The sequence below is a fragment of the Blautia sp. NSJ-175 genome, assembly GCF_022867815.1.
Classification (GTDB): domain Bacteria; phylum Bacillota; class Clostridia; order Lachnospirales; family Lachnospiraceae; genus Blautia; species Blautia celeris.
Genome location: NZ_JALIFQ010000019.1, coordinates 79,447 through 105,818 on the forward strand (window position 1 = coordinate 79,447; position 26,372 = coordinate 105,818).

27 protein-coding genes and 1 pseudogene are annotated in these 26,372 nt (G+C 49.3%); 25 read left to right on the plus strand and 3 right to left on the minus strand.

What is annotated here, in order from left to right; genetic code table 11:
- Window positions 1-167 precede the first annotated feature (167 nt).
- The 11 genes from MUB35_RS23275 to MUB35_RS23325 all read left to right on the plus strand — a co-directional run bounded on the left by MUB35_RS23275 (window position 168) and on the right by MUB35_RS23325 (window position 11,328).
- Window positions 168-926, plus strand: coding sequence for an IclR family transcriptional regulator (locus MUB35_RS23275; protein WP_054353336.1), 759 nt, complete (start codon window positions 168-170; stop codon window positions 924-926).
- Between the two features lie 242 nt (window positions 927-1,168).
- A complete protein-coding gene (locus MUB35_RS23280) occupies window positions 1,169-2,341 on the plus strand; it encodes a Glu/Leu/Phe/Val family dehydrogenase (protein WP_148392122.1) in 1,173 nt (390 codons plus the stop codon).
- Between the two features lie 70 nt (window positions 2,342-2,411).
- A complete protein-coding gene (locus MUB35_RS23285; protein ID WP_033142473.1) occupies window positions 2,412-3,662 on the plus strand; it encodes an MFS transporter in 1,251 nt (416 codons plus the stop codon).
- Between the two features lie 27 nt (window positions 3,663-3,689).
- A complete protein-coding gene (locus tag MUB35_RS23290; protein ID WP_033142472.1) occupies window positions 3,690-3,893 on the plus strand; it encodes a 4Fe-4S binding protein in 204 nt (67 codons plus the stop codon).
- Window positions 3,894-3,905: 12 nt separating this feature from the next.
- A complete protein-coding gene (gene vorB, locus MUB35_RS23295) occupies window positions 3,906-4,958 on the plus strand; it encodes a 3-methyl-2-oxobutanoate dehydrogenase subunit VorB (protein ID WP_033142471.1) in 1,053 nt (350 codons plus the stop codon).
- 1 nt (window position 4,959) lies between these two features.
- Entirely contained in the window at window positions 4,960-5,697 is a 738-nt protein-coding gene (locus MUB35_RS23300) for a thiamine pyrophosphate-dependent enzyme (protein ID WP_244806925.1), read from the plus strand.
- 2 nt (window positions 5,698-5,699) lie between these two features.
- The gene (locus tag MUB35_RS23305) at window positions 5,700-6,239 is read left to right on the plus strand and encodes a 2-oxoacid:acceptor oxidoreductase family protein (RefSeq protein WP_103730903.1); all 540 of its coding nucleotides are present in this window, start codon (window positions 5,700-5,702) and stop codon (window positions 6,237-6,239) included.
- A 58-nt stretch (window positions 6,240-6,297) separates the two neighbouring features.
- Window positions 6,298-8,400, plus strand: a complete 2,103-nt coding sequence (locus MUB35_RS23310; protein WP_227211707.1) for an acetate--CoA ligase family protein — start codon at window positions 6,298-6,300, stop codon at window positions 8,398-8,400.
- Window positions 8,381-10,063 (plus strand): BCCT family transporter, encoded by a 1,683-nt coding sequence (locus tag MUB35_RS23315; RefSeq protein ID WP_243128798.1) that lies wholly within the window; start codon window positions 8,381-8,383, stop codon window positions 10,061-10,063. The genes MUB35_RS23310 and MUB35_RS23315 overlap by 20 nt, the downstream gene beginning before the upstream one ends.
- A gap of 193 nt (window positions 10,064-10,256) precedes the next feature.
- Complete coding sequence (locus MUB35_RS23320) at window positions 10,257-10,727, plus strand: RNA polymerase sigma factor (protein WP_033142467.1); 471 nt, start codon at window positions 10,257-10,259, stop codon at window positions 10,725-10,727.
- Window positions 10,708-11,328 carry a hypothetical protein gene (locus MUB35_RS23325; protein ID WP_033142466.1) on the plus strand — a complete coding sequence of 207 codons (621 nt, stop codon included), beginning with the start codon at window positions 10,708-10,710 and terminating at the stop codon, window positions 11,326-11,328. Before MUB35_RS23320 ends, MUB35_RS23325 begins: the two co-directional genes overlap by 20 nt.
- A 54-nt stretch (window positions 11,329-11,382) precedes the next feature.
- Here the strand turns inward: MUB35_RS23325 and MUB35_RS23330 are convergent, their stop codons facing one another.
- Both MUB35_RS23330 and MUB35_RS23335 read right to left on the minus strand, forming a co-directional pair.
- Window positions 11,383-11,952: a DUF6434 domain-containing protein gene (locus MUB35_RS23330; protein WP_244806926.1), complete on the minus strand. Its 570-nt coding sequence runs from the start codon at window positions 11,950-11,952 to the stop codon at window positions 11,383-11,385.
- Between the two features lie 24 nt (window positions 11,953-11,976).
- On the minus strand, window positions 11,977-12,390 hold the full coding sequence (locus tag MUB35_RS23335; RefSeq protein ID WP_331477618.1) for a GNAT family N-acetyltransferase: 414 nt from the start codon (window positions 12,388-12,390) through the stop codon (window positions 11,977-11,979).
- Between the two features lie 243 nt (window positions 12,391-12,633).
- Between MUB35_RS23335 and MUB35_RS23340 the strand changes: the two genes are divergently transcribed.
- The 6 genes from MUB35_RS23340 (at window position 12,634) to MUB35_RS23365 (ending at window position 16,003) form a co-directional block, all read left to right on the plus strand.
- Entirely contained in the window at window positions 12,634-13,035 is a 402-nt protein-coding gene (locus MUB35_RS23340) for a cupin domain-containing protein (protein ID WP_054353334.1), read from the plus strand.
- Window positions 13,032-13,316, plus strand: a complete 285-nt coding sequence (locus MUB35_RS23345) for a hypothetical protein (RefSeq protein ID WP_199687341.1) — start codon at window positions 13,032-13,034, stop codon at window positions 13,314-13,316. The genes MUB35_RS23340 and MUB35_RS23345 overlap by 4 nt, the downstream gene beginning before the upstream one ends.
- Window positions 13,317-13,441: 125 nt before the next feature.
- Window positions 13,442-14,065 carry an NUDIX hydrolase N-terminal domain-containing protein gene (locus MUB35_RS23350; RefSeq protein ID WP_148392131.1) on the plus strand — a complete coding sequence of 208 codons (624 nt, stop codon included), beginning with the start codon at window positions 13,442-13,444 and terminating at the stop codon, window positions 14,063-14,065.
- 37 nt (window positions 14,066-14,102) lie between these two features.
- The gene (locus MUB35_RS23355) at window positions 14,103-14,543 is read left to right on the plus strand and encodes a GNAT family N-acetyltransferase (protein ID WP_148392133.1); all 441 of its coding nucleotides are present in this window, start codon (window positions 14,103-14,105) and stop codon (window positions 14,541-14,543) included.
- Between the two features lie 97 nt (window positions 14,544-14,640).
- A complete protein-coding gene (locus MUB35_RS23360) occupies window positions 14,641-15,405 on the plus strand; it encodes an APH(3') family aminoglycoside O-phosphotransferase (protein ID WP_244806927.1) in 765 nt (254 codons plus the stop codon).
- Between the two features lie 19 nt (window positions 15,406-15,424).
- Window positions 15,425-16,003 carry a GNAT family N-acetyltransferase gene (locus MUB35_RS23365; RefSeq protein ID WP_033142456.1) on the plus strand — a complete coding sequence of 193 codons (579 nt, stop codon included), beginning with the start codon at window positions 15,425-15,427 and terminating at the stop codon, window positions 16,001-16,003.
- On the opposite strand, the gene MUB35_RS23370 is transcribed toward MUB35_RS23365, so the two are convergent.
- A complete protein-coding gene (locus tag MUB35_RS23370) occupies window positions 15,970-16,965 on the minus strand; it encodes a helix-turn-helix transcriptional regulator (RefSeq protein ID WP_244806928.1) in 996 nt (331 codons plus the stop codon). The genes MUB35_RS23365 and MUB35_RS23370 overlap by 34 nt on opposite strands.
- Before the next feature lie 274 nt (window positions 16,966-17,239).
- On the opposite strand from MUB35_RS23370, the gene MUB35_RS23375 reads away from it, so the two are divergent.
- The 8 genes and pseudogenes from MUB35_RS23375 to MUB35_RS23410 all read left to right on the plus strand — a co-directional run.
- Window positions 17,240-18,256, plus strand: a complete 1,017-nt coding sequence (locus tag MUB35_RS23375) for an ABC transporter substrate-binding protein (protein ID WP_244806929.1) — start codon at window positions 17,240-17,242, stop codon at window positions 18,254-18,256.
- Window positions 18,256-19,263, plus strand: a complete 1,008-nt coding sequence (locus MUB35_RS23380) for a FecCD family ABC transporter permease (RefSeq protein ID WP_033142453.1) — start codon at window positions 18,256-18,258, stop codon at window positions 19,261-19,263. The genes MUB35_RS23375 and MUB35_RS23380 overlap by 1 nt, the downstream gene beginning before the upstream one ends.
- Window positions 19,256-20,260: a FecCD family ABC transporter permease gene (locus tag MUB35_RS23385; RefSeq protein ID WP_244806930.1), complete on the plus strand. Its 1,005-nt coding sequence runs from the start codon at window positions 19,256-19,258 to the stop codon at window positions 20,258-20,260. The genes MUB35_RS23380 and MUB35_RS23385 overlap by 8 nt, the downstream gene beginning before the upstream one ends.
- Window positions 20,261-20,273: 13 nt before the next feature.
- Window positions 20,274-21,074 carry an ABC transporter ATP-binding protein gene (locus MUB35_RS23390; protein ID WP_148392145.1) on the plus strand — a complete coding sequence of 267 codons (801 nt, stop codon included), beginning with the start codon at window positions 20,274-20,276 and terminating at the stop codon, window positions 21,072-21,074.
- 146 nt (window positions 21,075-21,220) lie between these two features.
- On the plus strand, window positions 21,221-22,726 hold the full coding sequence (locus MUB35_RS23395; RefSeq protein WP_033142450.1) for a 4Fe-4S dicluster domain-containing protein: 1,506 nt from the start codon (window positions 21,221-21,223) through the stop codon (window positions 22,724-22,726).
- Window positions 22,727-22,770: 44 nt separating this feature from the next.
- Window positions 22,771-23,679, plus strand: coding sequence for a LysR family transcriptional regulator (locus tag MUB35_RS23400; protein WP_148392149.1), 909 nt, complete (start codon window positions 22,771-22,773; stop codon window positions 23,677-23,679).
- A 244-nt stretch (window positions 23,680-23,923) separates the two neighbouring features.
- On the plus strand, window positions 23,924-25,816 hold the full coding sequence (gene cooS, locus MUB35_RS23405; RefSeq protein WP_033142448.1) for an anaerobic carbon-monoxide dehydrogenase catalytic subunit: 1,893 nt from the start codon (window positions 23,924-23,926) through the stop codon (window positions 25,814-25,816).
- A 47-nt stretch (window positions 25,817-25,863) separates the two neighbouring features.
- Window positions 25,864-26,372 (plus strand): annotated as a pseudogene (locus tag MUB35_RS23410) (acetyl-CoA decarbonylase/synthase complex subunit alpha/beta); the annotation flags it as partial.

Sequence of the window (26,372 nt, forward strand, 5' to 3'; positions counted from 1 at the left end):
AAAAGCCGCATCCTATGCCGGGATGCGGCTTTTTGCGTATCCTTTGTAAACATATGCTTGTAATGTGTGGTCGGAGATGGTAATATTTTAGTAAGGTACAATAATGAACAGGGTTCTTATATACGGAACAAACGGCACCTATATAAAAATCAGGAGGGCGAACCGCTATGAGTGAAGAGAGAGAAATCAAGGTAAAAAGCCTGCAGAAGGCTTTGGAAATTCTGGGATGTTTCGTGGAAAAACAACCTCTGGGTGTGACGGAGATCAGTGAGAAGCTGGGATTATACAAGAGCAACGTGCATAATATTTTAATGACCTTTAAGGCTATGGATTATCTGGAACAGGACCCGGAGACCGGGAAATTCAGTCTGGGGACCGCAGTGTTTACCCTCAGCCGTGCGCTGAAGGAGAGCCTTACCATTTCCAAGGTAGTGCTGCCCTATATGCATCAGATCGCAAAAGAGGCGGGAGAGCTGGTATATCTTGCCATTCCCCATGAAGATGAGGTGGTCTATCTGGAGGCAGTCTATCCGGAAGGCCAGATGCTGCCCGGCAGGTCGGTCACAGGGGAGCGCTCAAAAATGTACTGCACCAGTGTGGGCAAGGTCATCCTTTCCCAGATGACGGATGAGGAAGTGGAGGAGATCCTGAGCCGCGAGAAGAAGGCATTCACAGACTATACCATTACAGACAAGGAGAAGCTGTGGGAGGAAGTCAGGAATGCCAGGAGAGACGGCTATGCTATGGACAACATGGAGAATACCTTCGGCGTCAAATGTGTGGGAGTTCCTCTGCTGAATCACCTGGGCAAAGTGGAGGGCGCCATGAGTATCAGCACCCCTTCCCTTCGCATGGATGATGAGAAGCGGGATATTTTCGTACAGATCCTCAAACGATATGCAAATGATATTCAAAAACGTCTATAGAAAATAAAAGATCAAATTTGGATAATTTGCACAAAAAGGAAAAAGATTACCATAAGATATTGAAAAATTAAACAAGGTGTGATATGCTCATAACATCAAAAAAGAACGAAGTTCTTACATACAGAACAGAAAGAAAAAGAATTCAGAATGGTTACTCGGCAAAATGCCGAGTAAAAAAATAAAACCAATGAAGAACAGGGTTCTGTAATAGAGAACAATTTAAAAATGGGAGGATTTTTACAATGGCAAACAAACCGTATTTAGTAGTGGAATGGAACGACACAGAGACAGATGCAAAGGGATGGATGTGTGCATACAACTTCGTAAATCATTACTGCGGAGGCGGAACAAGAATGCACCCCACCGTTACCAAGGAGGAAGTGGTCCGCCTTGCAACAACCATGGGATACAAATACAAAGCATGTGAGTCCCTCACAACAGGCGGATGTAAAGCAGGTATCGCCTATGACTACAAAGCTCCGGATGCCCTGGATGTTCTGAGGCGTTTCCTGACAGCCACCGCTCCGGTTATCAACGCAGGTGTTTCCATCGGCGGAGATTTAGGGGTGGACTACTCCGACGTTTTAAGGATTTTAGATGACCTGGGAATCGGTATTCCGCAGACAAAGGCCATGAAGGAAGATCCGGATATCCATCAGGGTATTGTAAACCATGACAGAGCGGAAAAAGAACTGACATATGACGGCTTCAAAATGTATGACATGATCACAGGCTACGGTGTTGCGGCCGCAGCGGATGAAGCGTGGAAGATGAAGGGTGGAAAAGAAGGCGCTACCGTTGTGATCCAGGGCTTCGGATGTGTAGGAGCAAGCTGTGTGAACTCCCTGAACGACATGGGCTACAAGGTGATCGGAATCGCTGACGTAAACGGACTTGTTTACTGCAAGGACGGCCTGGACATTCCTAAACTGGTGGCAACCAGACTTCCGAAGGGCGAATTAAATAAAGAAGCTTTCCAGGACAACTATGAAATTTATCCAAACAGCCAGTGGCTGGAAAAAGAATGTGATATCCTAATTCCCGCAGCCCTGGAAGATGTTATCAATAAAGACAATGCTGACAAGATCAAAGCATCCCTGTTAGTGGAGGCAGCCAATATCCCCACCACACCGGAAGCAGACGAGATCCTCCGCAAAAAAGGTGTAGACGTAGCTGTTGACTTTATTACAAATATGGGCGGCATCCGTATCTACGAAGCAATTATCTTCCGCATTGTAAAGATTGAAGACATGAACGATGAGGATGCGGCAGCAGCAATCGTAAAAGATACCGTAGACTTGATCCGCAAACAGACACGCCGGGTATTTGAGGAGTCCAAAAAGACAGGTGAATTCACCCGTGACGTAGCCAGAAGGCTGTTCACACCGGACAAATCCGACACTCCGGATATGTAATCCGTTATTCTGCTAGATAGGGTGGGGATGCGAAAAAAGCATCCCCATTCTATGCATATGGAGGTTTTTTATGAATTCAAAAGTGAGAAAATATCTTACGGTCATAACCCTTGGCCTGGCAGGAGGTTCCATCTATTTTCTGCCCTACGTGAAATACATTTTTTATGACGCACAGCTTGCAGCCATGCATATGAGCAACACCCAGTCCGGCCTGCTGCTCACCATGTACACCGTGGGAAATATGATCCTCTACATACCGGGCGGCATCATTGCAGATAAAGTGTCACCGAAAAAAGCACTGATCATATCTTTGCTCAGCACATCAGCTCTGGCTTTCCTGTACGCATTTACCATGGACTTTAAGATCGCCATGTTCATCTGGATGGGGCTCTCCTTCAGTACGGCATTTGTATTCTGGTCCGCGCTCATGAAAGCAGTCCGCATCATCGGAACAGAGGAAGAACAGGGATTCATGTACGGTCTTTATTATGCCTGCAACGGAATTACAGCAGCCCTGACCAATACGCTGGCGCTGAACATTTACAAGACAGCAGGCGGAAATATGGAACAGGGATTCTTCCGAGCCGTTCTGGCAGGCGGCTCCGTTGCTATTATCGCAGCCATTCTGCTGTTCTTCCTTATGCAGGGCAGTGACAAAAAGGATGAAAAAGTTGATGACGGGGAACCAAAATTCAACATGGGTGATGTGGGAAAACTGTTGAAAAATCCCGTTGTCTGGATCGTCTCCTTTACTATTTTCTGCGGATATGGTTTTTACACCAGTATATCCTATTTCAATCCGTATCTGACCGAGGTGATAGGTGTATCTCCGGAGAGTTCAGGATTTATCTCCATTGTCCGCAACTACCTGCTTCTGCTGCTGGCTCCTGTGGGCGGCATCATTGCAGATAAAGTATTTAAATCCACCTGTAAATGGCTCTCCACGGCATTTGTCATACTGGCAGTTCTTTTCGGGGCAGTTCTCATTCTGCCTTCCGGTATCAGTCCCATGGCAGCCAGCCTTTACACATTGATTCCGGGGGCGTTCGCCATGATGATGTACGGCGTTGTATTTTCCACGGTCAGTGAGGCGGGAATCCCCAGAGCTATGACGGGAACCGTGATCGGTATTGCATCCATCATCGGCTATCTGCCGGATTCCATCTACTCTGTGCTCTTTGGAAAGTGGCTGGATGCCTTCGGCGGCTCAGGGTACAATTTTATCTTTGGTTTTCTTGCAGTTTCAGGTCTGGTGGGAGCCACACTGGCAATGTTGATTTACAGGCACGGTAAGAAAGCAAAACAGGGAGCAATCTCCTGAAGTATTTATAGAAAGGAAAATGAAATTATGGGAAAAGAAAAAGTTTACACCAATCCCGTCCGCTGCAAAGGCTGCGGGTATTGTATCAACGCATGTCCTCAGGAGGCCATAAAGGAATCCGGCCATGTAAACGCCAAGGGATACAATACGGTTGAAGTGGATGCAGAGAAATGTGTGGTATGCGGTATGTGTTACCGCGTATGCCCGGATTATGTGTTTGAAATACGATGAGGGAGGTTCATTATGGGAAAAGTATTATTTAAAGGAAATGAGGCTCTGGCGGAGGCCGCTCTGGCAGCCGGATGCCGCTTCTACAGCGGATATCCGATTACTCCGCAGACAGAGATTCTGGAATATCTCTCCTGGAGAATGGAAGATGTGGGTGGGGTGTTCATCCAGGCAGAGTCTGAACTGGCAGGCGTCAACATGGTACTGGGAGCATCCGCAGCAGGTGCAAGGGCACTGACCACATCCGCAGGCCCCGGATTTTCACTGAAACAGGAAGGGATCTCCTACCTGGTGGCAGCAGACCTTCCGGCAGTTATCGTGGATGTTATGCGTATCGGCACAGGTCTTGGCGACATTGCTCAGGGTCAGGGGGACTACTGGCAGCTCACAAGAGGCGGCGGCCACGGGGATTACCACACACTGGTACTGGCACCGGCTTCTGTTCAGGAGAACGCGGACCTTATGGTGGAAGCCTTTGATCTGGCTGAAAAATACCGCCATCCGGTTCTCATCGCCTCCGACGCGGCCATCGGCCAGATGATTGAGGCTGTGGAGATTCCGGAATTCAGGGAACACGATATTGATAAATATGACTGGAGCATCAAGGGATGTAAAAAAGGCTGTGAACAGCGCAAGATCCAGAACGTTTATTATACCCATCCGGATTATGAGAATTACCTGAGAGAGAAATACGATGACATGGAGCGCGACGAACAGCGCTATGAGAATATTCAGGTGGAAGATGCAGAACTGGTGCTTGTGGCTTATGGAATCAGTTCCAGAGTATGCCGTGAGACCGTTGAACTTGCAAGAGAAGAGGGCCTGAAGCTGGGACTCATCCGCCCCATCACACTGTGGCCGTTCCCGGTGAAGGCATTTGAGGAGGCAAAGAACGCCAAAGCATTCCTCACCGTGGAGATGAATATCTTAGGCCAGATGACAGACGATGTGCGCCTGGCTACCGGCGGAAAATATCCGGTTGACCATTTTGGTTCTATTTTCGAGATTCCGGAATCTGACGGGATCATCGCGAAAGCAAAAGAAATGCTGAAAAAGGAGGGCGTATGATATGAGACTGGTAGCTCCTGAAACCGTAACATTTACGCAGAGTGGCTTCTGTCCCGGATGCGGACACGGCCTGGCAGTCCGTTTGATTGCCGAAGTAATGGAAGAGATGGGTTTAAGTGAAAAGCTTCTGGCTGTGGTTGACGTGGCCTGCGGTTCTTTAAATATTGATTCCTGGAGATTTGACACAGTTATGGCAGCCCACGGACGCCCCGTGGCTACCGCAGTGGGCATCAAGAAGGTGCGCCCGGAAAATCCGGTGCTGGCTTATATCGGCGACGGCGCCGCATATTCCATCGGTATGGCGGAGACCATGCACACCGCATTGCGCAATGACAACGTGGTGACTGTAGTCATCAACAACAGCTTATACGGCATGACCGGCGGTCAGTGTGCGCCTACATCCCTTCCGGGGCAGATTACCACCTCCACACCGAGAGGAAAAGACCCGGAAAAGATGGGTATGCCGTTTCGTGTAGAGCAGGCATTTACCGGCTTCGATATTGCCTATCTGGCAAGAGGCACCATGGCAGATGCCAAGGGTATGATCCAGAGTAAGAAATACATCAAAAAAGCATTTGAAAAACATATGAAGGGCGAGGGATTCTGCCTGGTTGAGCTGCTCTCCCCATGTCCAACAAACCTGAACATGACTCCTGTAAAGAGCATGGAACACCTGAAAAATGAGATGGAGAAATACTTCCCTCTGGGTGAATTTAAAGACAAAAAGGAGGAGGAATAGACATGGCAAAAGAAATCATTTGTGCCGGATTCGGCGGACAGGGAGTGCTGACAGCCGGAATGCTCCTCATCAATGCCGGCATGGAACAGGATAAAAATGTTTTATTTTACCCCTCCTATGGTTCAGAGATGCGCGGCGGAACCGCTAACTGTACCGTGAAGATCAGTGACAAGCTGATCGCCAGCCCGGTTTCCAAGCACCCGGATATTCTGTTCACCATGAACACACCGGCTATCGACAAGTTCGAGGATCGTCTGAAACCCGGCGGGCTTCTGCTGGTAAATTCCTCCATTGTGCCCGAGGACAGGAAATACAGAGAGGATATCAAGGTAGTAAAGATTCCCGCAACGGATATTGCCGCAGAGGTAAAAAATCCAAAGGGTGCCAACCTGGTCATGCTGGGAGCACTGGCGGCCCACAGTGATCTGTTTACTATTGAATATATGGAAACAGCCATTGTCTCCTTTTTTGAGAAAAAGGGAAAGGGCAAATTTAATGAGAAGAATGTAGCCTGCTATCGCCGTGGGGTGGAGGGCAGATAATATAGGGGTTTTGAGTAAGAGGGCGGTTCTGCCGCCCTCTCACAGGAGGTAGAAAACTATGGATTTGACAAAACTGCTGAAACCGAAGTCCGTAGCAGTCATCGGTGCCAGTGAGAAGGAAGGATTCGGCGGCGATGTATGCCGCAATATCCTTACTTATATGGAAGACAGAAGCCATGTATATTTTATACATCCCAAGCGTGACCAGGTCTTTGGGGTTCCCTGTTATAAGAGTGTGACAGAAGTACCGGAATCTGTGGATCTGATGGTCATCTGTACTTCCCAGAAGACAGTGATCCCTCTGTTAAAAGAAGGGGCTGCAAAAGGATGCGGCGGTGCCGTGATATTTGCCAGCGGATACGGTGAAGTGGGAACCGATGAGGGCAGGGCCAATGAAAAGGAACTGATGGAGACCGCCAGGGAGCTGGGCATTGCCGTTATGGGACCGAACTGCGCGGGATTCGTCAATTATGTGGACAATGTGCAGGCCTTTGCGTTTATCTCTGACAAGAGAGACAGAAAAGGCAGTGTGGGTGTAGTCTCCCAGAGCGGACAGCTCTGCCTGTCCCTGATGGACTGCCCGGGCATGCGTTTCTCCTACAGTATATCAGCCGGAAACGGAAAGATCGTCCAGATGGAGGATTACATGGATTTCCTGGTTGAGGATGAGAATACAAAAGTAGTCAGTGTCTATATTGAGGGCGTTAAAAATGCGGATAAATTTGCGGCAGTTCTGAAAAAAGCTGCGGACAAGAGAAAACCCGTCGTTATCCTGAAGGCGGGAAGAAGTGCTAAGGGCGGCGCCATTGCAGCCTCCCATACGGGAAGCCTTTCCGGTTCCGATGCGTCCTTTGACGCTGTGCTGAAAAAGTTCGGCGCTATCCGTGTGGATGATCTGGAAGAGCTGATGGCCATGTCCCTTATGCTCTCCACCTTAAAACAGATGCCGAAGCAGGCCACATTTGCCTCCATGAACCTCTCCGGAGGGGAGACAGGAATCTGTGCCGATGTGGGAAGTTTAAACGGTATCGAATACCCGGATTTCACGAAGGAGACCCTGGCTTCTCTGAAAGAGCAGCTTCCCTCTTACGCCTCACCCAACAATCCGCTGGATATGACGGCAAGCCTCTCCTATGACGCGGATCTGTACGCGGGAGCGCTTCGTACTGTGATGGATGACCCCAATATCGGTATGGTCCTCATTGGCTATACACTGCTTCTGGAGATCGCGGACCCGGCTATCCACTATATGTACCAGGGAATTGAGAAAGTGGTAAAAGAAAAAGGGGAGAACTGCAAACCGATCGCCATGATCCCCTTTGCGGAAAACACCAGGAATGCGGAATACCAGGAAAAGCTGTTCAATATCGGTGTACCGGTACTTCCGCCTACGGTCTATGCGTTTAAAATCCTGCGCCACCTGGCTGATTTTATTTCCTATACACCGGAGAATAAGAGCCTGAGTCTTGCAGTGGGCCAGAAGAAGAGCGATGAGACCTATGCCCTGTCCGAGCATGACAGCAAGAAAGAGCTGGGAGCCTACGGGGTTCCGGTTCCCAAGGAAGTCATTGTCACATCTGCCAAGGAAGCGGCAGAGTTTGCCAAGAACACGAAGGAAGCTCTGGTCATGAAAGTGGAATCCGCTGATATTCTGCACAAGAGTGATGTGGGCGGTGTGAAACTGAATATCCATGGTCCTGAGGAAGCGGTTCAGGCATATAATGAAATTATGGAGAGTGTATCATCGAAACGTCCTGATGCGAAGATCAACGGGATTTTAACGGTTCCCATGTTAAAATCAGGAGTAGAGATGATCATCGGTGTGAACAATGACCCGCAGTTCGGCCCCATGGTCATGGTGGGAATGGGCGGTGTGTTCGTGGAGCTGTTCAAGGATGTGGCACTGTACCCGGCGCCCATCAGTAAGGCAGAGGCCTTAGACATGCTCAGATCACTGAAATCCTTTAAACTGTTGAACGGTTACCGCGGCGGGGCAAAATGTGATATTGACGCCCTGTGTGATACCATTGTAAGCATTGCTGATTTCGCCAGTGCAAACAGGGATACCCTGAAGGAATTGGATATCAACCCTCTGTTTGTATACCCGGAAGGGGAAGGGGTAGGCGTAGCTGACGCCCTTGTTGTCAAATACAAAGAGTAAAACCGATGACGGAACGGTTGGCATCATAAAGGAGGGACACGATGTGAAGCTGTTTGAGAAGATTGAGAAGAAAGTTTTTATCCCGGCTGTAGTGATCCTGGCAGTCATAATTATTCCACTGTATCTGGCACCGGAGATTTCCAACCAGATAATTTCAAGTGTATTTGAGTTCTGTACAGGAAGGCTGGGGTTTCTGTACCTGCTGGCCTGTCTTGTATCCTTTGGTTTTCTGATCTGGCTGACAGTCAGTAAGCACGGGAACGTGAAGCTGGGCAGCGCTGAGGATAAGCCGCAGTACTCCAATCTCTCCTGGATCGCCATGCTTTTTACTGCAGGTGTGGGAACCAGCATCGTGATTCTGGGCTTTCTGGAACCGATTTACTATGTAAGCGGCCCTCCTTTTGATCTGGAGCCGTTTGGCAAACAGGCATATGAGTATGCCCATATGTACGGACAGTTTCACTGGGGCCTGAGTGCCTGGGCGTTCTATAACCCGGCTATCATCGCCACAGCCTATATGATGTTTGTACGCAAAAAACCGGGAATGCGTCTGAGTATTGCCTGCGAGCCTGTTTTAAAAAAGCATGCAAAAGGTTTTTTGGGAAATGTGATCGACATGCTTGTTATTTTCGGTATTGTGGGTTCTATTTCCACATCTCTCGGTATCGGGGCGCCTGTACTTTCCGTGATCATCCGGGAAGTATTCGGTATCCCGCAGAACTATGATTTTGTTGTGCGTATCATAGTATTGATCATCTGGGTCTGCATATTCGGAACCTCCGTATATCTGGGCCTGGATAAAGGAATCCAAAAACTCAGCAACATAAATGTTGTGATGGCATTTATCTTTATGGCAATTGTGCTTTTTGTGGGGCCGACAACAGATATTTTTAAGATGGAAGTGAATTCGCTGGGGCTGTACGCTTCGGATTTTGTGAAGATGAGTACATACACAGACCCCTTCGGAAGCGGAAAGTTTACGCAGGAATGGACAGTTTTCTACTGGGGTTGGTGGCTGGCCTTTATGCCTATGATGGGAATGTTTGTGGGACGTATTTCCAGAGGGCGAACCATTCGGAATGTCGTGTGGGGACAACTGATATGGGGATCTCTGGGCTGCTGTGTAAGCTTTATGATATTCGGAGGATACTCTTTATTTCTGCAGGAAACAGGCAGAGTGGATCTTGCGTCCATTCTGCAGAGTGAAGGACAGAGCGCTGCCATTGTAGCGATTCTGCAGACTCTGCCAATGCCTAAGCTTATGATGATATTCCTGTGTCTTGTCTGTTTTGTGTATCTTGCCACAACCATTGATTCCTGTGCCTATGTATTGGCGGGAACAACCATGAAGAGACTGAAAGGAGATGAGGAGCCTGCCAGATGGAACAGAATATTCTGGGCGATTTTGTTCTGTCTTCTGTCAATCGGCCTTATGCTGATCGGCGGACTGGAGGCAGTGAAGACCATTTCCGTACTCACAGGGCTGCCGCTGATCGCGGTGTTGATCTTATTGATCATTTCAGTAAAGAAGATGCTTACCGGGGAAGATAAAAGAAAAAAGGCTGAAAATGCCGAAAATGAGCCCCAGGAGAAAGCAGATTCCCCTGAAATAGAAAAAATATCCCCTGGGGTGGCTTGTAAAACGGAAAAAGATTCGCTATGATATAACCATAGCCGCATCCTCCGCAAACTGCGGCTCCAAATGAATTTGGATTCACGCATGACATACAAAGGAGGCTGTACCCGCTTTGGCGGGGTGCAGCCTCCTTTGTGTATCTGCAAAATGTTTTTCAGGGCAGTATGTCACCAAAGGTATAGCTGTGGTGTGTTATGGATAAAGGAGTTATAAAAAAGATATGGAAGAAAGTCATTTACAGCATCTGTTTCTCAAATACAGCCAGATGTTATATAAAATTTCAGTATTAATGCTCTGTAATGAACAGGATGCCAATGACGCTGTACAGGATACCTTTATCAGATATTTATCTGCAGATAGATGTTTTGGGGATGAAGAGCATGAAAAAGCCTGGCTGATTCGGGTCAATATCAATATCTGCAAAAACATGCTGCGGTTTCGCAGAATGCACCCCACAACCACTTATGAGGATTTGACCTCCTGTCCTCACAGTGCAGAGGATATTGGGTTAATGAATGCACTCCTTGAACTGAAGGAAAAGGACAAGGAACCGCTTATCTTATATTACATAGAGGGATATTCCTGCAGAGAAATTTCCGGATTTTTGGGGATTTCAGAAGGAGCTGTGAAGAAAAGGCTGGAAAGAGCGCGGAAAAGGTTGAGGGATAGGTATGAACAGAACAGGGAATAAAGGTTACGGGAACGTGGATTTTGAAAGGCTGGCACCTCTGGCTGAGGATATTGTATTTTCAGAGGCAGAAAGAGTAAAAGTTATGTCTGCATGTTATTCCGGGCTGGAGGAAAAGAGGAGAAAACAAAGAAAATGGTATTACAGGGCAGCAGCCATTGTCTTAGTGTTTTTGATCACAGCAATCACAGCGGTTATGGTAAGTCCCCCGAATGTTCTTGTGTATGCTTCGGGTATTTCCGGTAAAGTGAGATTAAAAACAGGCGAGAGTGTAATTCTGAAAAAACAGTTTACGCCTCTGGGAATGGGATATATGCTGACTTTGGATACTGGGGAAGCGGAAGCTTTTTATACAATAGAAACCGGAGAGCATATATATCCGGAAAATGTCTTTCAAAACAGTAATACAATTTACTGGCTGCCGGATGGGGTACTGAACGGTAAATTGTCAGATGAAAATGGTGAAATCATACATCTGCCGAAAACAAATAAATCTGTGCTGAAAATAAGAGTGAGCAGCAAGGGTGGACAGAAGGAGGATATTACACTTTCATTAGAGCAAAGAGAAAATGTGTGCAGCGTGGAATTGCTGGAAGAAAAGTAAGAGCGGCAGCCGTGCAGTATTGGAAGACAATCGCTGCCGTACGGCTGTTTTATACTATAAAATATTCAGGTCTGATTTTTCATAACGGTTGTGGCCCGGAAGGCTTTTTTTATATTTCCAGCATTTAATAGCATCCTCCAATGATTTGCCGGTATTTTCTGCATAAAAGTCTCGGATATAGGTGTTGTATTCAAACTGGCGGTCAATGGCTGTTCTGCCTTTTTTCTTATCCTGCTGTATCTGAAAGTAAGCTTCAATGGCCTGCTGATACGTTTTTCCCGTATTGGTTTTCAGCCATTTCTGAAAGGGGACCAGAAAGGTGAAGCCGCTGCCGATTCTGGATTGGAAAAATGCCCGGTGTACTTCAGAGCAGACAAAATTTGGTTCAATGAGGGTATCTTCCGTTATTTCTGTGTACACGGGTTTTGTTTTTGGCTTTTTGGAAGCAGAAGAAATTTCTCCTGTGTCCAGAAAGTGCGCGACCCGGTCAGTCAGCTCCAGTTTTCCGCCTGACGCTGGTATGCCGTTCTGACGGCAGAACGCGGTTAACTCCTCTTTCAGATAGTAATAACTGCGGAAAGTATCTCCGTCCAGATGCTTGTTTAAAACAGGTCTGTCACTCATTTTTCTTCTCCTGACATATCAATTCTATAGACGCCACCATATCGTTTCATCTCTTTTATACTCTGTGAAACCGCATATTTTCAATATATTCTGAGAGGCAGAACCCTCCGGATCCGTTTCTGCGGTCACATGCTGTACCCCGTTCTGACCAAGTGCCCACCGGCACAGAGCTTTCACAGCTTCCGTCATATATCCGTTATGTTCAAAAGCTTTTCCAAGGCCGTAACCGATCTCCACTTCACCCTTTTCATCGGGAATATCTTTGAAGCTTGCAGAGCCTACAACAGTCCGGTCAGATTTTCGGATCAGAAACCAGAAGGTGTACCACATATAATGTGCGGAATCTTTTTTACACGCGAGAAGCTGTGAGGATACAATTTCCTTAAATATGCCCTCCATGGGTTCGGCCTGATAGGAGCAGTCAAGTTCTTTCTCCAACTGCGGGATCTGGTCTGTTCATAATGTAAGCTGGGCGGAGCGCAGATATTATTCTGCCTGATATGGATAAGTCTATCATAGATTGAGGACAGGTGTAAATGGAAACTCTGAGGAGTTTCATTGTCAATAGGCGGGGAATCCTGTATAATCAAAACAAGTGGCAGATTCCTGCTGTTCACAGTGTTGCTTCCGGCGGCTTTAAAAATTACAAAATAGGCAGAGTGAAAGGGGAGAGGGGATAATATGAGAGAAAGACTGGAAATAGACCGCCAGGGGAAAGGGATACACACAGTAAAGGAAAACCGCACAGCAGTGGATTATTTCATCTATCCGGAATGTGAAGTCCATCTGAACAGCCTTCCGGCAGGGGCGGTTCAGGAGTGGCATTACCATTCAGAAATAGAGGAAATCCTGGTAGTGACAAAAGGGATTCTGACCTGCAAGTGGAAGGAAGAGGGGAAAGTCCGCACAGACTGGGCAAAGGAAAAAGAGATTGTGCGGGTGCAAAATTCGATCCATACATTTCAGAATGACACGGAGGAGAACGCGGAGTTTGTTGTCTTTCGTTTTGTTCCGGATGGAGTGGATAAAAGGGAGCAGATAAAAAAAGATAAGAAGCTTGCTGAGGAGGCAGAAGAAGTATGAAGGATGAAGAAAAAAGCCGGACCGGCAATCATGCGAAAGCTGATTCCGGCAGCGGGCCGGAAGAGGAGAAAAATAACGAGACAAAAGGGATGCCCGACAATGAACCGGAAGAGGAACCTGGCAATGAATTGGAGGAGAGCGAAAAGGGCCGGCGTTTGGCTATGGGTATCAGTATGGGGATTATTTTCGGTGTGGTTTTTGGAAAAACCATATTCGGAAACCTGGGCACAGGCATTGCCATAGGACTTGCCCTTGGCGTGGCGCTCGGAAGTATAAAATAAAAACAAAACGGAACGATTCCATTATTTAAATGGAAACAGACAGAACGACGAAAGGAGCAGCAGACGGGCTAAAAGCCTCGGCTTTCCGCAATATAATAAAAGCGGCCCACCTGCGATCAATACATATGAAAGACGAAAAACAAAACTGGCTGGACTGGGCAGTAGAGCTGCAGAGTCTTGCCCAGAGTGCCTTATATTACTGTAAAGATAAATACGATATAGAGCGTTTTGAACGAATCCGGGAAATTTCGGCGGAGATGATCAGCCAGCAGGCAGATATGCCATTTGAGAAAGCAAAAGACTTGTTCTGCTGTGAGGTGGGTTACCAGACGCCGAAGATGGACTGCAGGGCAGCCATAATTGAGGGGGACAAGATCCTTCTGGTACAGGAAAATGACGGCAGGTGGTCTATGCCCGGCGGATGGGTGGATGTGGATCTGTCTGTGAAGGAGAATACCATCAAAGAGGTGAAGGAGGAGGCCGGTCTGGACGTGACAGCGGATCTGGTCATTGCCATCCAGGACAGGGAAAAACACAACCAGCCCCGGTACGCATATAAAATCTGCAAAGTCATCATACTCTGCACCGTGATCGGCGGACATTTTGAAAAAAATCTGGAAACGGTGGACAGCGGCTACTTTTCCATGGATGAGCTGCCGCCTCTTGCGGAGGATAAAAATACAAAGGAACAGATCGCCATGTGCTTTGAGGCAGCGGGGGCAGAGCACTGGAAGACACAGTTTGACTGATCCCTGAAGAATGCCCATGAAAAAGGAGGACAGATAAATGCTTACATATAAAGAGATTGAGAAAGAGGATCTGGCATCCCTTGCAGCCATGTATGTGGAGACCTTTAATGCGCCGCCCTGGAACGATGCCTGGACCCCGGAGACTGCGGGAACCAGGCTTCGGCAGATGGCAGAAGCGGAAACCTTTTACGGGATCTGCGCGTATGAGGAGGACGTGTTATGTGGTATGGTGCTTGGGTTTGCCGAGCAGTTTTATGACGGGGTGTTGTTTGAGATAAAAGAATTCTGTGTAAGAAATACCAGCCGAGGAAACGGTATCGGCTCTGAAATTTACCGGGAATTTGAGCGGCGGCTCCGCGAAAGAAACATTGAGAATGTTCAGCTCATGACCCTGCGTGGAAATGCGACCGAACATTTTTATGAAAAAAACGGTTTTGAGACAGATAAAGATTTGATCTTTATGAAAAAACAGATTTGATCCAAGTGTTTTTGAGACGTCATTCCGGCAGTCTGCACGCCGCTGTCTGCCGAAAGCGATTTTCCAATTTACTTTGACACAGAAATGAGAGGCTGATATGAAAAGAGCACTTCCGGAGCGTATAAGAGAATATACGGAACACCGGGAATACAGGAAAGACACCATAGGCAGATCCGGTTCGGAAATATTCTGCTTTACTGATATGGTACTAAAAGCAGAGCGGGAGAAAAACGAGTCCCGCAGTGAACACGAAATGCTCAGATGGCTGCAGGGCAGACTCCCTGTTCCGGAAATCATCTGTGCGGAGAAAAGCGGTGATATGAGATACCTTCTGATGACAAGAGCCAGGGGGAAAATGCTCTGTGATGAGGTGTATCTCAGCAGTCCAAGGCTTCTGGTGCATCTTCTGGCAGAAGGGCTGAAAATGCTGTGGACAGTGGACGTAAGCGGCTGCCCGTCTAAGCGGCATCTGGATTACAAACTGGAACAGGCATCCCTGCGTGTGTCGGAAGGCCTGCAGTTTGACCATGAGCCGGACACCTATGGGAGGGAGGAATTTGAAAATCCTGAGGAACTTCTTCTGTGGCTGAAGGAACACAGGCCGGAAGAAGAGACGGTGTTCTCACACGGGGACTACTGTCTGCCGAATATTTTTGCAGAGGATAACAAAATCAGTGGTTTTATAGACCTGGGAAGAGCGGGGACAGCGGATATCTGGCAGGATATTGCCTTGTGCGTGAGAAGCTTAGAGTACAATACAGGAAAAAATGAGGGATATGTAAATCTGCTTTTTGAGGAACTGGGAATGGCCCCGGACTGGGATAAGATCAGATATTATGTATTGCTGGACGAGTTGTTTTAACAAGAAAGGAGAGCAGGATATGCAGCACAGAGGAACAGAGGAACTGGAGACAGAAAGGCTGGTGCTGCGCCGTTTTACCATGCACGACGCAGAGGCGATGTTTCATAACTGGGCAAAGGATGAGCAGGTGACAGCCTATCTTATGTGGCCTGCCCACAAGAGCCCGGAGGTATCCGGGGAAGTTCTGGAGGAGTGGATCTTCCACTATGGGGAGAAGGATTTTTACCAGTGGGCGATCACTCTGAAGGAAAACGGAGAGGAACCCATAGGCTCTATCTCTGTCGTATCAAAAGATGATTCCATAGAAATGGTCCACATCGGTTACTGCATCGGCCGGAAATGGTGGCACCGGGGTGTGACCTCAGAAGCCCTGAAAGAAGTGATCCGCTTTTTCATGGAGGATGTGCAGGTAAACCGCGTGGAATCCCGTCATGACCCCCGCAATGCCAACTCCGGTAAAGTGATGAAAAAATGCGGGATGAAATACGAGGGCACCAGGAGACAGGCAGACTGGAATAACCAGGGCCGCTGTGATGCGGCAGGGTATGCCATACTGGCGGAGGATTATTTTTCCGAATCTGCACAGCGAAACTCCTGAGGTGTTTTCCTGTAGTGCCGGCGGAAGGCTTTGATGAAGGATGCGCAGCTTGTATATCCCACAGCCTGTCCGACCTTGCGGACACTCATGGAGGTGGAGGTGAGAAGGGCAGCCGCTTTGGCCATACGGCATTCCTTCAGATACCGGCCGATTGTCATGTGAAAACACATGGAAAAACCGGCCTTTAGTTTCTGCTCATTGAGAAAAACCTGTCTGCTCAACTGTGAAATGGTGGGGGCATTGGCAGGGTCTTCTGTGAGAATTTCTTTTGCCCGCTGGACAGCCAGCAGGTCGAATTCATCAAAGGTGATTTTTCTTTTACCCAAATATACGGTGGGCATCACATCCGGTGCAGAAAACGTTCCCTGTTTTACTGCATTTGTCAGAATGTCCATACACTGCAGCAGGCAGCCTTCCAGCATAAGCGGGGTGAGGCTGCCGTTTTGCGCCACTTTAAATAAACGGTGCAGCACGGTGACGATTTCCGGGGGCAGTGCATGGTATGTGCGGTTTTTGGAGAGACTGTCCAGTACAGAAGCATGAGGGTCAATGGTTTTTAAGTATCTTACAAAATCAGGAAATACAGCGAACTCGATTCCCCTGCAGTGCTGTCCGGCATTCCAGAACTGCTGTCCTCTCACCTTCTCCTCCCGCACCAGAAAGGATGCCGGGGTGGAGGTGTGGGCAGAGATTCCTTCCATATCAAACTGTGTCCTGCCGTCATAGAAACTGCCGAACCGGAGCTGCGTATCACGGCACGCAAAGGCGAGGGAAAAAGGGGCAGATACCGTATAGTCGGCCACAGTAAAAGCATACAGGCCGGGCCGCTCATATAAAAGGCAGGTTCCGTCTTCCGGCCGATTTTCATTGGCATATCGGGTGCAGTGTTTCTCTTTATGTGAGGTGAATCCCAGGTTCTGCCAAATCCTGTCTTGAAATTCACGATGACTTTGTATACTCATTTTCCATACTCCTTTTCTGAAAATACGGCAGCCTGCTGTACAGGTCCCGTGTGCGGAAGTCCGTTTTATACAGGGCCGCAGTCTTATTATCCCTCAGCTTCAGAGGTTTACCACAAAAAATATCGTTTTTTCATACGGTGACAGATATATTCCGATCAGGTGCAATTGCAAAAAAATGTTGCCTTAAATAGTATAGTATGCTAGAATGACTGCTGTCAATTAGCTGTAACTAACTAAAGAATAAAATATGCCGTTTCGAGAAAGGGAAGACATTATGATGAATAGGACGAGAAGACTGGCGCCGGCCATTGCCGTACTTGCCGCTGTGGGCATGCTGACAGGCTGTTCCGGAAAAGGCGGAGAATCGGGAAATAACAAGGTGGACACAGAAAATGAAAGTACCGCTCAGAAAGCCCAAGGCCCTGAGAAAAATGCCGCCTCCCGGGATGCAGAAGAGGGCATGCGGACAGTGGAGACAGATAAGGGACAGGTGGAGATTCCCATAAACCCGGAGAACATTGTCACGGACTATTATCTGGGTGAGTTTCTGGCTGTGGACGTAAAGCCTGCCATCGCGTCCCCGTATTCCCTGTCGAATCCGTTTCTGGCGGATAAGACAGAGGGAATCCGGGAGATGGACATTACAAGCGCGGAGACTTCCCTGGAAATGATCGCTGCGCAGGAGCCGGACCTGATCGTAACCATCACAGAGGCAGATTATGAGAAATATTCCGAAATTGCCCCTACGGTTTATATTCAGGACGGAAAGCGCAGTGATGAGGAAGTCTTCCGGTATATTGCGGACCTGGTGGGAAAAAGCGGGGAAGCAGAGGAATACATTGCTGATTTTAAGGCGCGGGCGCTTGACGTCAAAGAGGAAATCCGGGGAATCGTGGGTGACAGGACAGTATCCATTGTGGAGGTATGGCCTCAGCAGATCTACACCATGGGCAGCCATTTCGCAAGAGGCGGTTCCATTCTATACGATATGTGGGAGCTGAAAGCGCCTGAGGCAGTGCAGGCAGATATGGTGGACGGGGATACCCAGTATCAGGTGGTTTCCCTGGAAGCGCTGCCTGAATACACAGGAGATTTTATCCTGTATGGCGTGCTGGCAGATACGGACAGTGCCTTTGTGGAGGATTCCAAGCTTTGGAACAGCCTGGAGGCCGTGCAGGAGGGAAGAGTGCTCCCTTATGAGCAGGTGTCCTTCATGCACAGGGACCCGATCACCTACAATGCGCAGCTTGATATCTTTATTGATTTCTTCAGAGGATTTGAGGGAAAATAATGGGCAGAGATGCGAAAAGAAAGACAGTATGTTTTTTGACAGCAGGAGCTGCGGCAGTTTTACTTGCCGCAGTCCTTTCCATATTATACGGAAGTACGGGCATTCCTCCCGGGAAGATTCTGGATGCGGTGCTCCGGCCGGATCTTACCGACCGGCAGCATTTGGTCATACGGGAACTCAGGATACCGCGGACAGCGGGCTGTATTTTGGTGGGAGCAGCGTTTTCAGCGGCTGGCGCCATGATGCAGGGGGTGACCAGGAACCCGCTGGCAGACTCCGGACTGTTGGGAATCAACGCGGGAGCCTCCTTTGCGCTGGCACTCTGTCTGGCATTCCTGCCGGGGCTGGGGTTCTCAGGTGTTGTATTTTTTTCCTTTCTGGGGGCAGCAGGGGCTATGTTTACTGTATATGGGCTTATGAGCCTGAACAGGCGCGGGTTGGACCCGGTGCGGCTTGTGCTTGCGGGAAGCGCTGTGAGTATCTTCCTCTCATCCCTGAGTCAGGCAGTGGCGATTCTGTGTAAGATTGGTTACAATCTCACCTTCTGGACTGCGGGAGGCGTGGCGGGAATACGCGGAAAACAGCTCATCTTCGCCGGTCCGGTGATCCTTCTGGGACTGGCCGCAGCCGCGGCTCTTTCAGGAAGAGTTGCACTGCTGAGTCTGGGGGAGGAGGCGGCAAGAGGGCTGGGACTTTCCGTGGAACGCTCCCGGACGGTCTGCCTTTTTGTGGTCCTGCTGCTTGCGGGCGGTTCCGTGGCGCTTGCCGGTCCGGTGGCTTTTGTGGGCTTGATGGTACCTCACGTTGTGCGGTATTTTACAGGTGCGGATTACAGGTCTGTGATTCCCTGTTCCATGGTGGCAGGAGCTTTCTTCATGCTGGCGGCAGATATTCTTTCCAGAATGATAAATGCCCCCGGTGAAGTGCCCATCGGCCTTGTTTTTGCTGTGGTGGGGGTGCCGTTCTTTATCTGGACAGCCAGGAAGGAGGAGAGGACTTTTGAGTGAGAGAAGACGCAGGATCCGTATGGTTACGGTATTTATGATCCTGATCATCCTGCTGTTTGCAGGCATATGGCTGGAGATAAATGCGGGATACCGGAAAATCAGCCCGGAGGAAATGTGGGAGATCTTAAAGGGCGGAGGCACAAAAAGTGTCCGCTATACACTTCTGAACCTGAGGCTTCCCAGAATCTTCACCAGTCTTTTGGTGGGCGTGGGGCTGGCGGTCTCCGGATGTGTGATCCAGGGTGTATCGAGAAATGATATGGCTGAGCCGGGAATCCTGGGAATCAATGCGGGTGCCGGGCTTTTTGTGGCAGCGTTTCTGGTGTTGGTGCCGCAAAGCTCTGTCAGCCTTACTGTGCTGCTTCCTGTACTGGCTTTTGCCGGTTCCATGGCGGTGGCTGTGCTGGATTACCGGCTGGCCCGCACAGGACAGGGGATTTCACCCCGCAGGCTGCTTTTGATGGGGGTGGCGGTTTCCACTGCCGTGTCCAGTGTGACCACCATTTTAATGCTGCGCCTGCCGGACAGCGATTATGCCTTTGTGCAGAACTGGCTGTCCGGCAGCATATGGGGAGCGAACTGGCAGAATGTGCGGCTGCTTTTTGTCAGCCTTCTGCTCCTTGGACTGTTTGTTTTTTATAAAAGCCGCACGCTGAATGTGCTGTCCTTAAGCTATCAGACGGCTGTGGGACTTGGAGCAGCCGTGTCCAGGCAGACCGTGGTCCTTCTCGGTGCAGCCATCGCCATGTCGGGCCTCTGTTGTGCGGTGGGCGGAGGACTGAGCTTTGTAGGCCTGGTCTGCCCTCATATGGCACGCCGTCTGGTGGGACCGAACTACAGAATCCTGGTTCCGGCCACTGTGCTTACCGGGTCTGTGCTGATGACATATGCGGATCTGATATCCCGCACGCTGCTGTCGCCGAGGGAGATTCCCGTCGGAATCGTGGCTGCCGTGATCGGAGCCCCCTATTTTCTGTATCTGCTGATTAAAACGTAAAGGAGATTTTTATATGGATGCTGTACTTACAGGAGAAGGCATTTCCGTTGCATACCATCAAAATATTGTCATCCCGGCTATGGATGTGCAGATTCCCGGAGGAAACATGACATCGATCATCGGACCTAACGGCTGCGGGAAATCCACTCTTTTAAAAGCCCTGTCCCGCATGACACCTGTCCGGGAGGGCCATGTGTTTCTGGACGGCAGCCAGATCGCCAAAATGTCCACAGTGGAGGTGGCAAAAAAAATGGCGATCCTGCCCCAGGGGCCTCAGGCGCCGGGGGGCCTGACGGTCAAAGAGCTGGTGTCTTACGGCAGATATCCCCATCAAAGAGGGTTCGGGCGGCTGAAAAAAGAGGATCATGAGGCCGTTGACTGGGCGCTCTCCATTACGGATATGGAGGGGCTTGCAGGCAGGGATATGGACGCGCTCTCGGGAGGACAGCGGCAGAGGGCCTGGATCGCCATGGCCCTTGCCCAGGATACGCCTCTCATCCTTTTGGATGAGCCAACCACCTATCTGGACATGACGCATCAGCTTGAGGTGCTGGAGCTTCTGGAGGATTTGAATAAAAAACAGAAAAAAACCATTGCTATGGTCCTCCATGACCTGAATCTGGCGGCCAGATTTTCAGACTGGATGATCGCCATGCGCTCAGGCAGAGTGCTTTATAAGGGTACCCCGGAGGAAATCATGACGAAAAAGACCCTGGCGGATGTATTTTCCCTGGATGCCAGTATCAGCCGGGACCCGTGGACGGGAAAACCCATATGCCTGTCCTATAAGAGAATGGACCGGTCAGTGTATTGAATAAAAAACTTGCATTTCTCCTGATATTTCATAGAATGAAAGATAGTAACTGACCACAGTTACGCAAGATATGTAAACGATAGATTCTAACCATTTAATGTGCGGATAGATGGTATTAGAGCATGATTGAGAACAGGAGATTTTAAATGAGAAGTGTAGAAACCCCGGTAAAGAAGATCAGGCGTGAAGTATTTACAGAAATCTGCAAGGTTGCTTTTGCATCCACAAAGGATAATTTCAATGATGAGATAGAAGCCATCCCGTATCATATTGTAAAGGAGAGGGCAACTTACAGGGAGAGTATCTACAGGGAGAGAGCGGTGGCCAGCGAGCGTGTCCGCCTTGCCATGGGTATGTCCCTGCGCCCGGAAAATGAAGCAGTCCATATCACTGCAGGAATGGAAAACAGTAACATAGATGAAAAATATTATGAGCCGCCTCTTATGCAGGTCATCCCTTCTGCCTGCGATGCCTGCGAGCCCAACAAATATGAAGTCAGCAACATGTGCAGAGGCTGTGTGGCCCACCCCTGCAAACAGGTATGTCCAAAAAATGCCATATCTATAGTGAATGGAAAATCTGTGATCGATCAGGAAAAATGTATCAAATGCGGCAAATGCAAGGCCATCTGTCCCTATGACGCCATCTCCAAAATGGAACGCCCCTGTGCCAGGGCCTGCGGCGTCAAGGCCATCGGAAGCGACAATCTGGGCAGAGCTGCCATTGACCCGAAAAAATGTGTGTCCTGCGGCATGTGTATGGTGAGCTGTCCCTTCGGGGCAATTTCGGATAAGTCCCAGATCTTCCAGCTTTCCAGGGCACTGCGTGAGGGAAAAGAGATCATTGCCGAAGTGGCGCCTGCATTTGTAGGCCAGTTCGGAAAAGACGTGACTGCGGCAAAGTTCAAGGCCGCGCTTTTAAAACTCGGCTTTAAGGAAGTGTATGAGGTAGCGCTTGGCGCGGACATCGGAGCAATCGCGGAAGCTCATCACTATGCGGAAAAGGTGAGCACCGGAGAACTGCCCTTTCTTCTCACGTCCTGCTGTCCATCCTGGTCCATGCTTGCAAAAAAACAGTTCCCGGATCTGATTGACAGTGTATCCCAAGAGCTGACCCCTATGGTCGCCTCTGCCAGAAGTATCAAACAGAAATACCCCAATGCCGGTGTGGTCTTCATCGGTCCCTGTGCGGCGAAAAAACTGGAGGCATCCAGAACGGACGTCCGCAGTGATGTGGAATTTGTCATTACTTTTGAAGAACTGCAGGGAATGTTTGACGCAAAGGGAATAGATCCGGCAATGATGGAAGAACAGGGCAGCCTGCACAATGCAACCGCAGCGGGAAGAGGTTATGCCATAGCCGGGGGTGTGGCCCAGGCGATTGAGGAATGCCTGCAGGAATACCACCCGGAAGTCCCGGTACATATTGAACATGCAGAGGGTCTGGCAGAGTGTAAGAAAGTGCTGACCCTTGCCAAAGCCGGAAAAATGAATGGCTGCCTCATAGAAGGCATGGGCTGCCCGGGCGGCTGTATGGCGGGAGCCGGAACCAATATTCCGTTAAAGGAAGCCGCGGCAGAGCTTAAGAAATATAAGGCATCCTCCACGAAAAAACTTCCGGCAGCGGAACTCATTGAAATTGAGCTTGATTAAATAGGGAGAGACCGGAAGTCCTTTTCCGGCCAAAAGGTGAGAAGATGAATATAAAGGAGCTGGAGTATTTTAAAACCGTGTGCCAGCACAAAAGTATCACAAAGGCGGCACACGCTCTGTATATGACACCTCAGGGTCTCAGCAAGATCATAAAAAATATTGAGAGTGAGATGGGCGCCTCTCTTTTAAACAGAACAGGTACGGGAATCAGTCTCACGGAAGCAGGCGCTTATCTGTATGCCAGGCTCCCTGAATTTCTGAATTCTTACCACTCCATATGCAGCGAGATCCGCTGCATTGAACAGCGGCAGAACCATGAGATCGACCTGCTGTCCGCCTACGGCATATTGAGGCTTGTGACTCCGGAATGCCTGGTGGATTTTAAGAAAAAGTATCCTCATATTAAATTCAATTACCGGGAATATCCTGACCGCCAGGTGGAAAGGCTGTTCCAGGAGGGAGAGGGAAATGTGGCCTTTACAGTGGGAAACGGCCTGCTGAAAAACACAAGGGCTACATTTATGGAAAAGTACGAGATTAAACTGCTGGTCAACCGGCAGCATCCTCTCAGTGGGAGAGAAACCGTCTCCATAAAGGATATGGAGGGGGAAAAGCTTTACATTGAAAGCTCGGAATTTAATATCCATAACCTGATACTGAGCCAGTGCAGGCTGGCAGGATTTAAGCCGGATATCGTTTTCGAGACCAGCGGATTCAGTCTGTGCCATAAAATGGTTCAGCAGAACAAAGGCATCTCTGTCACTGTGGATTTTATTTTTGATGACATGAAACAGGACGATCTGGTCATGCTCCCCTTTGAGGAGGGGCCTTTCTACTGGGAGACCTATATGCTGACCCGGGAGGGAAAGGCAGAGAACCCGGATATCAGCCTTTTTCACAACCATGTGATGTACTGGCTGGAGGAAATCAGGAAAAATTCCATACAGAGGTGAAACGCCTCAGAGATTCGTTGCATGCTTGAAACGTTTTGTTTATTATCAACGAAGAAACGGTATGTTACAATAATCACGAATTCACTCATAAAGAAAGACACATCTCAGAACCGCAAATGAGGTGTGTCTTTCTTTTTGCATACCCCATCAATGAAACGTTGAAGACAGTCAATAAAACGTTGATGGGAACCCCTGCCCGGGGTTGTTATAATATAGACAAATACAATATTTCAGGAGGATAAGGATGAGTTCGTTTAGGTTGACAACAGTAGAAGAATTCGAGGCAGCCACAGACAGGCTGCTGGAGACAGGGGCAAAGGTCGGTGCGGATTCCTGGCAGATGCGCGTGAAGAACCAGACACCCCACTGCAAATTCGGCGAGGAGGGCATTTGCTGTCGTATCTGTTCCATGGGACCCTGCCGGATCACAAAAAAGGCGCCGAGAGGTATCTGCGGCTGTGACGCACACGGCATTGCGGGAAGGAATTTTCTGCGTTTTACGGCAGGAGGGGCAGCCACCCATTCAGACCATGGGCGTGAGATCTGCCATACCCTGCACACGGTGGCACCGGATGGCAATTATAAGGTAAAGGACGCGGAGAAACTGATCCGCATCGCAAAAGAATGGGGCGTAGAGACAGAGGGCCGGGATATCTATGAACTGGCACATGAGATGTCAGAGCTGGCCCTTATGGAATACGGAAAACCCTTCGGTGTGCAGAGATGGCTGAAACGTGCGCCGGAGCATACACAGAAGCTCTGGCATGACGCGGAGATCGAGCCGAGAGCCATTGACCGTGAAGTTTCCACTGCCATGCATATGACACATATGGGAAATTCCAGCAAACCGGAGGCACTGGTGCGTCAGGCTCTGCGCTCCGGTATGTCTGACGGATGGGGCGGCTCCATGTGCGGCACGGAATTTTCAGACGTCATGTTCGGCACACCGAAACCGGTGGATACAGAGGCTAATCTGGGTGTCATGAAAGAGGATCAGGTCAACATCATTGTACACGGACATGATCCCAGTCTTTCCGAGATGATCTGCGAATACGCCGATGATCCGGAGATGGTGGCACTTGCAAAAACCATGGGAGCAAACGGGATCAACGTTGCAGGCGTCTGCTGTACATCCAACGAGGTTGCTATGCGAAGAGGCGTACCCATGGCGGGAAATTTCCTGCAGCAGGAAAATGTGGTGCTGACCGGTGCCTGTGAAGCCATTGTAGTGGATGTACAGTGCATTTTCCCGGCACTGGGCCCTCTCTCCAAATGCTTCCATACCAAGTTTATCACCACCTCCCCCATTGCGCAGATGCCGGATTCCGATTTCATCCGTTTTAACGCAGAGACAGCAGGGGAGAATGCTAAGAAGATCGTCCGCACAGCGGTTGAGAATTTTGCCAACAGAAAACAGGAGCTGGTACATATTCCGCAGTTAAAGCAAAAGGCCACGGTGGGCTATTCCGTGGAGGCCATAGTCAAGACTCTGGACGGTGTCACAAACTCACAGGTGGACGTGCTGGGTACCACGAAACCGCTGCTGGAATGTATCACATCCGGCGTGCTGCGGGGCGCTGTAGCTATGGTCGGCTGCAACAATCCAAGGGTGCGCCCGGACTACGCGCATATTGAGCTGATGAAAAAGCTCATCAAAAACGATATCATCGTGATCTTGTCAGGATGTTCCGCCCAGGCAGCGGCAAGGGCCGGACTCATGGATAAGAGGGCAAAAGACCTGTGCGGAGCCGGTTTAAAGAGAGTCTGTGAGCTGGCAGATATTCCGCCTGTCCTGCATATGGGATCCTGTGTGGATATCAGCCGTATGATGGTCCTGGCGTCTGAGCTGTCAAAGGATTCCGGGCTGCCCATCTCCAAGCTTCCCGTTGTGGGATGCGCGCCGGAATGGATGTCAGAGAAAGCCGTATCCATCGGAAACTATGTGGTTGCCACGGGGATTGATACATTCCTGGGTGTAGACCCGCAGGTCAGCGGTTCCTCTGAGGTCACATACTGGCTGACAGAGGGTGTCCGCAAGTGGGTGGAAGCAGCGTACACCGTGGAGAAAGATATTGAAAAACTGGGCGATGCCATGATCGCCAGAATAGAAGAAAAACGTGCGGCTCTGGGAATATAAAAAGATTCGCTTTTACCAAGAAAATATCATTTGCGGAGGATGAAACAGTGACATTATTTGAAACCGTATTTAGCGGAAATGACGCAGTGTATGGGCTGACAGAAGGCGCTGTCAATGCTGCCATCGAACAGCACGGTGCTGACAAGGCTGTCAGCTTCCCGAACACCGCTTACTGCTTACCATGCTACTATGCAGTGACAGGCGTGAAGGTTAAAACTTTAGGAGAATTAGAAGAAGCTTTAGGTGTAGTGAAAACTCTGATGACAAGAGAGATGAGATTAAATGATGTATTTATGTCAGGTGTAGCGACCGCTCTCTGTGCAGAGTTCATCGAAGTTCTGAAATATATGGACGGTGCAGAGCCGTATACAGAGCCCTGCTACGGACATTTGGCAGATGCTGTGATTCGTGAGCTGGGTGTACCCCTTGTAACAGGCGATATCCCCGGTGTTGCTGTTATCCTGGGAAGCGCTCCTACAAAAGAGGAAGCAGTTGCCCTGGTTAAGAGCTATCAGGCACAGGGTATCCTGGTAACACTGGTCGGCGGTGTGATCGA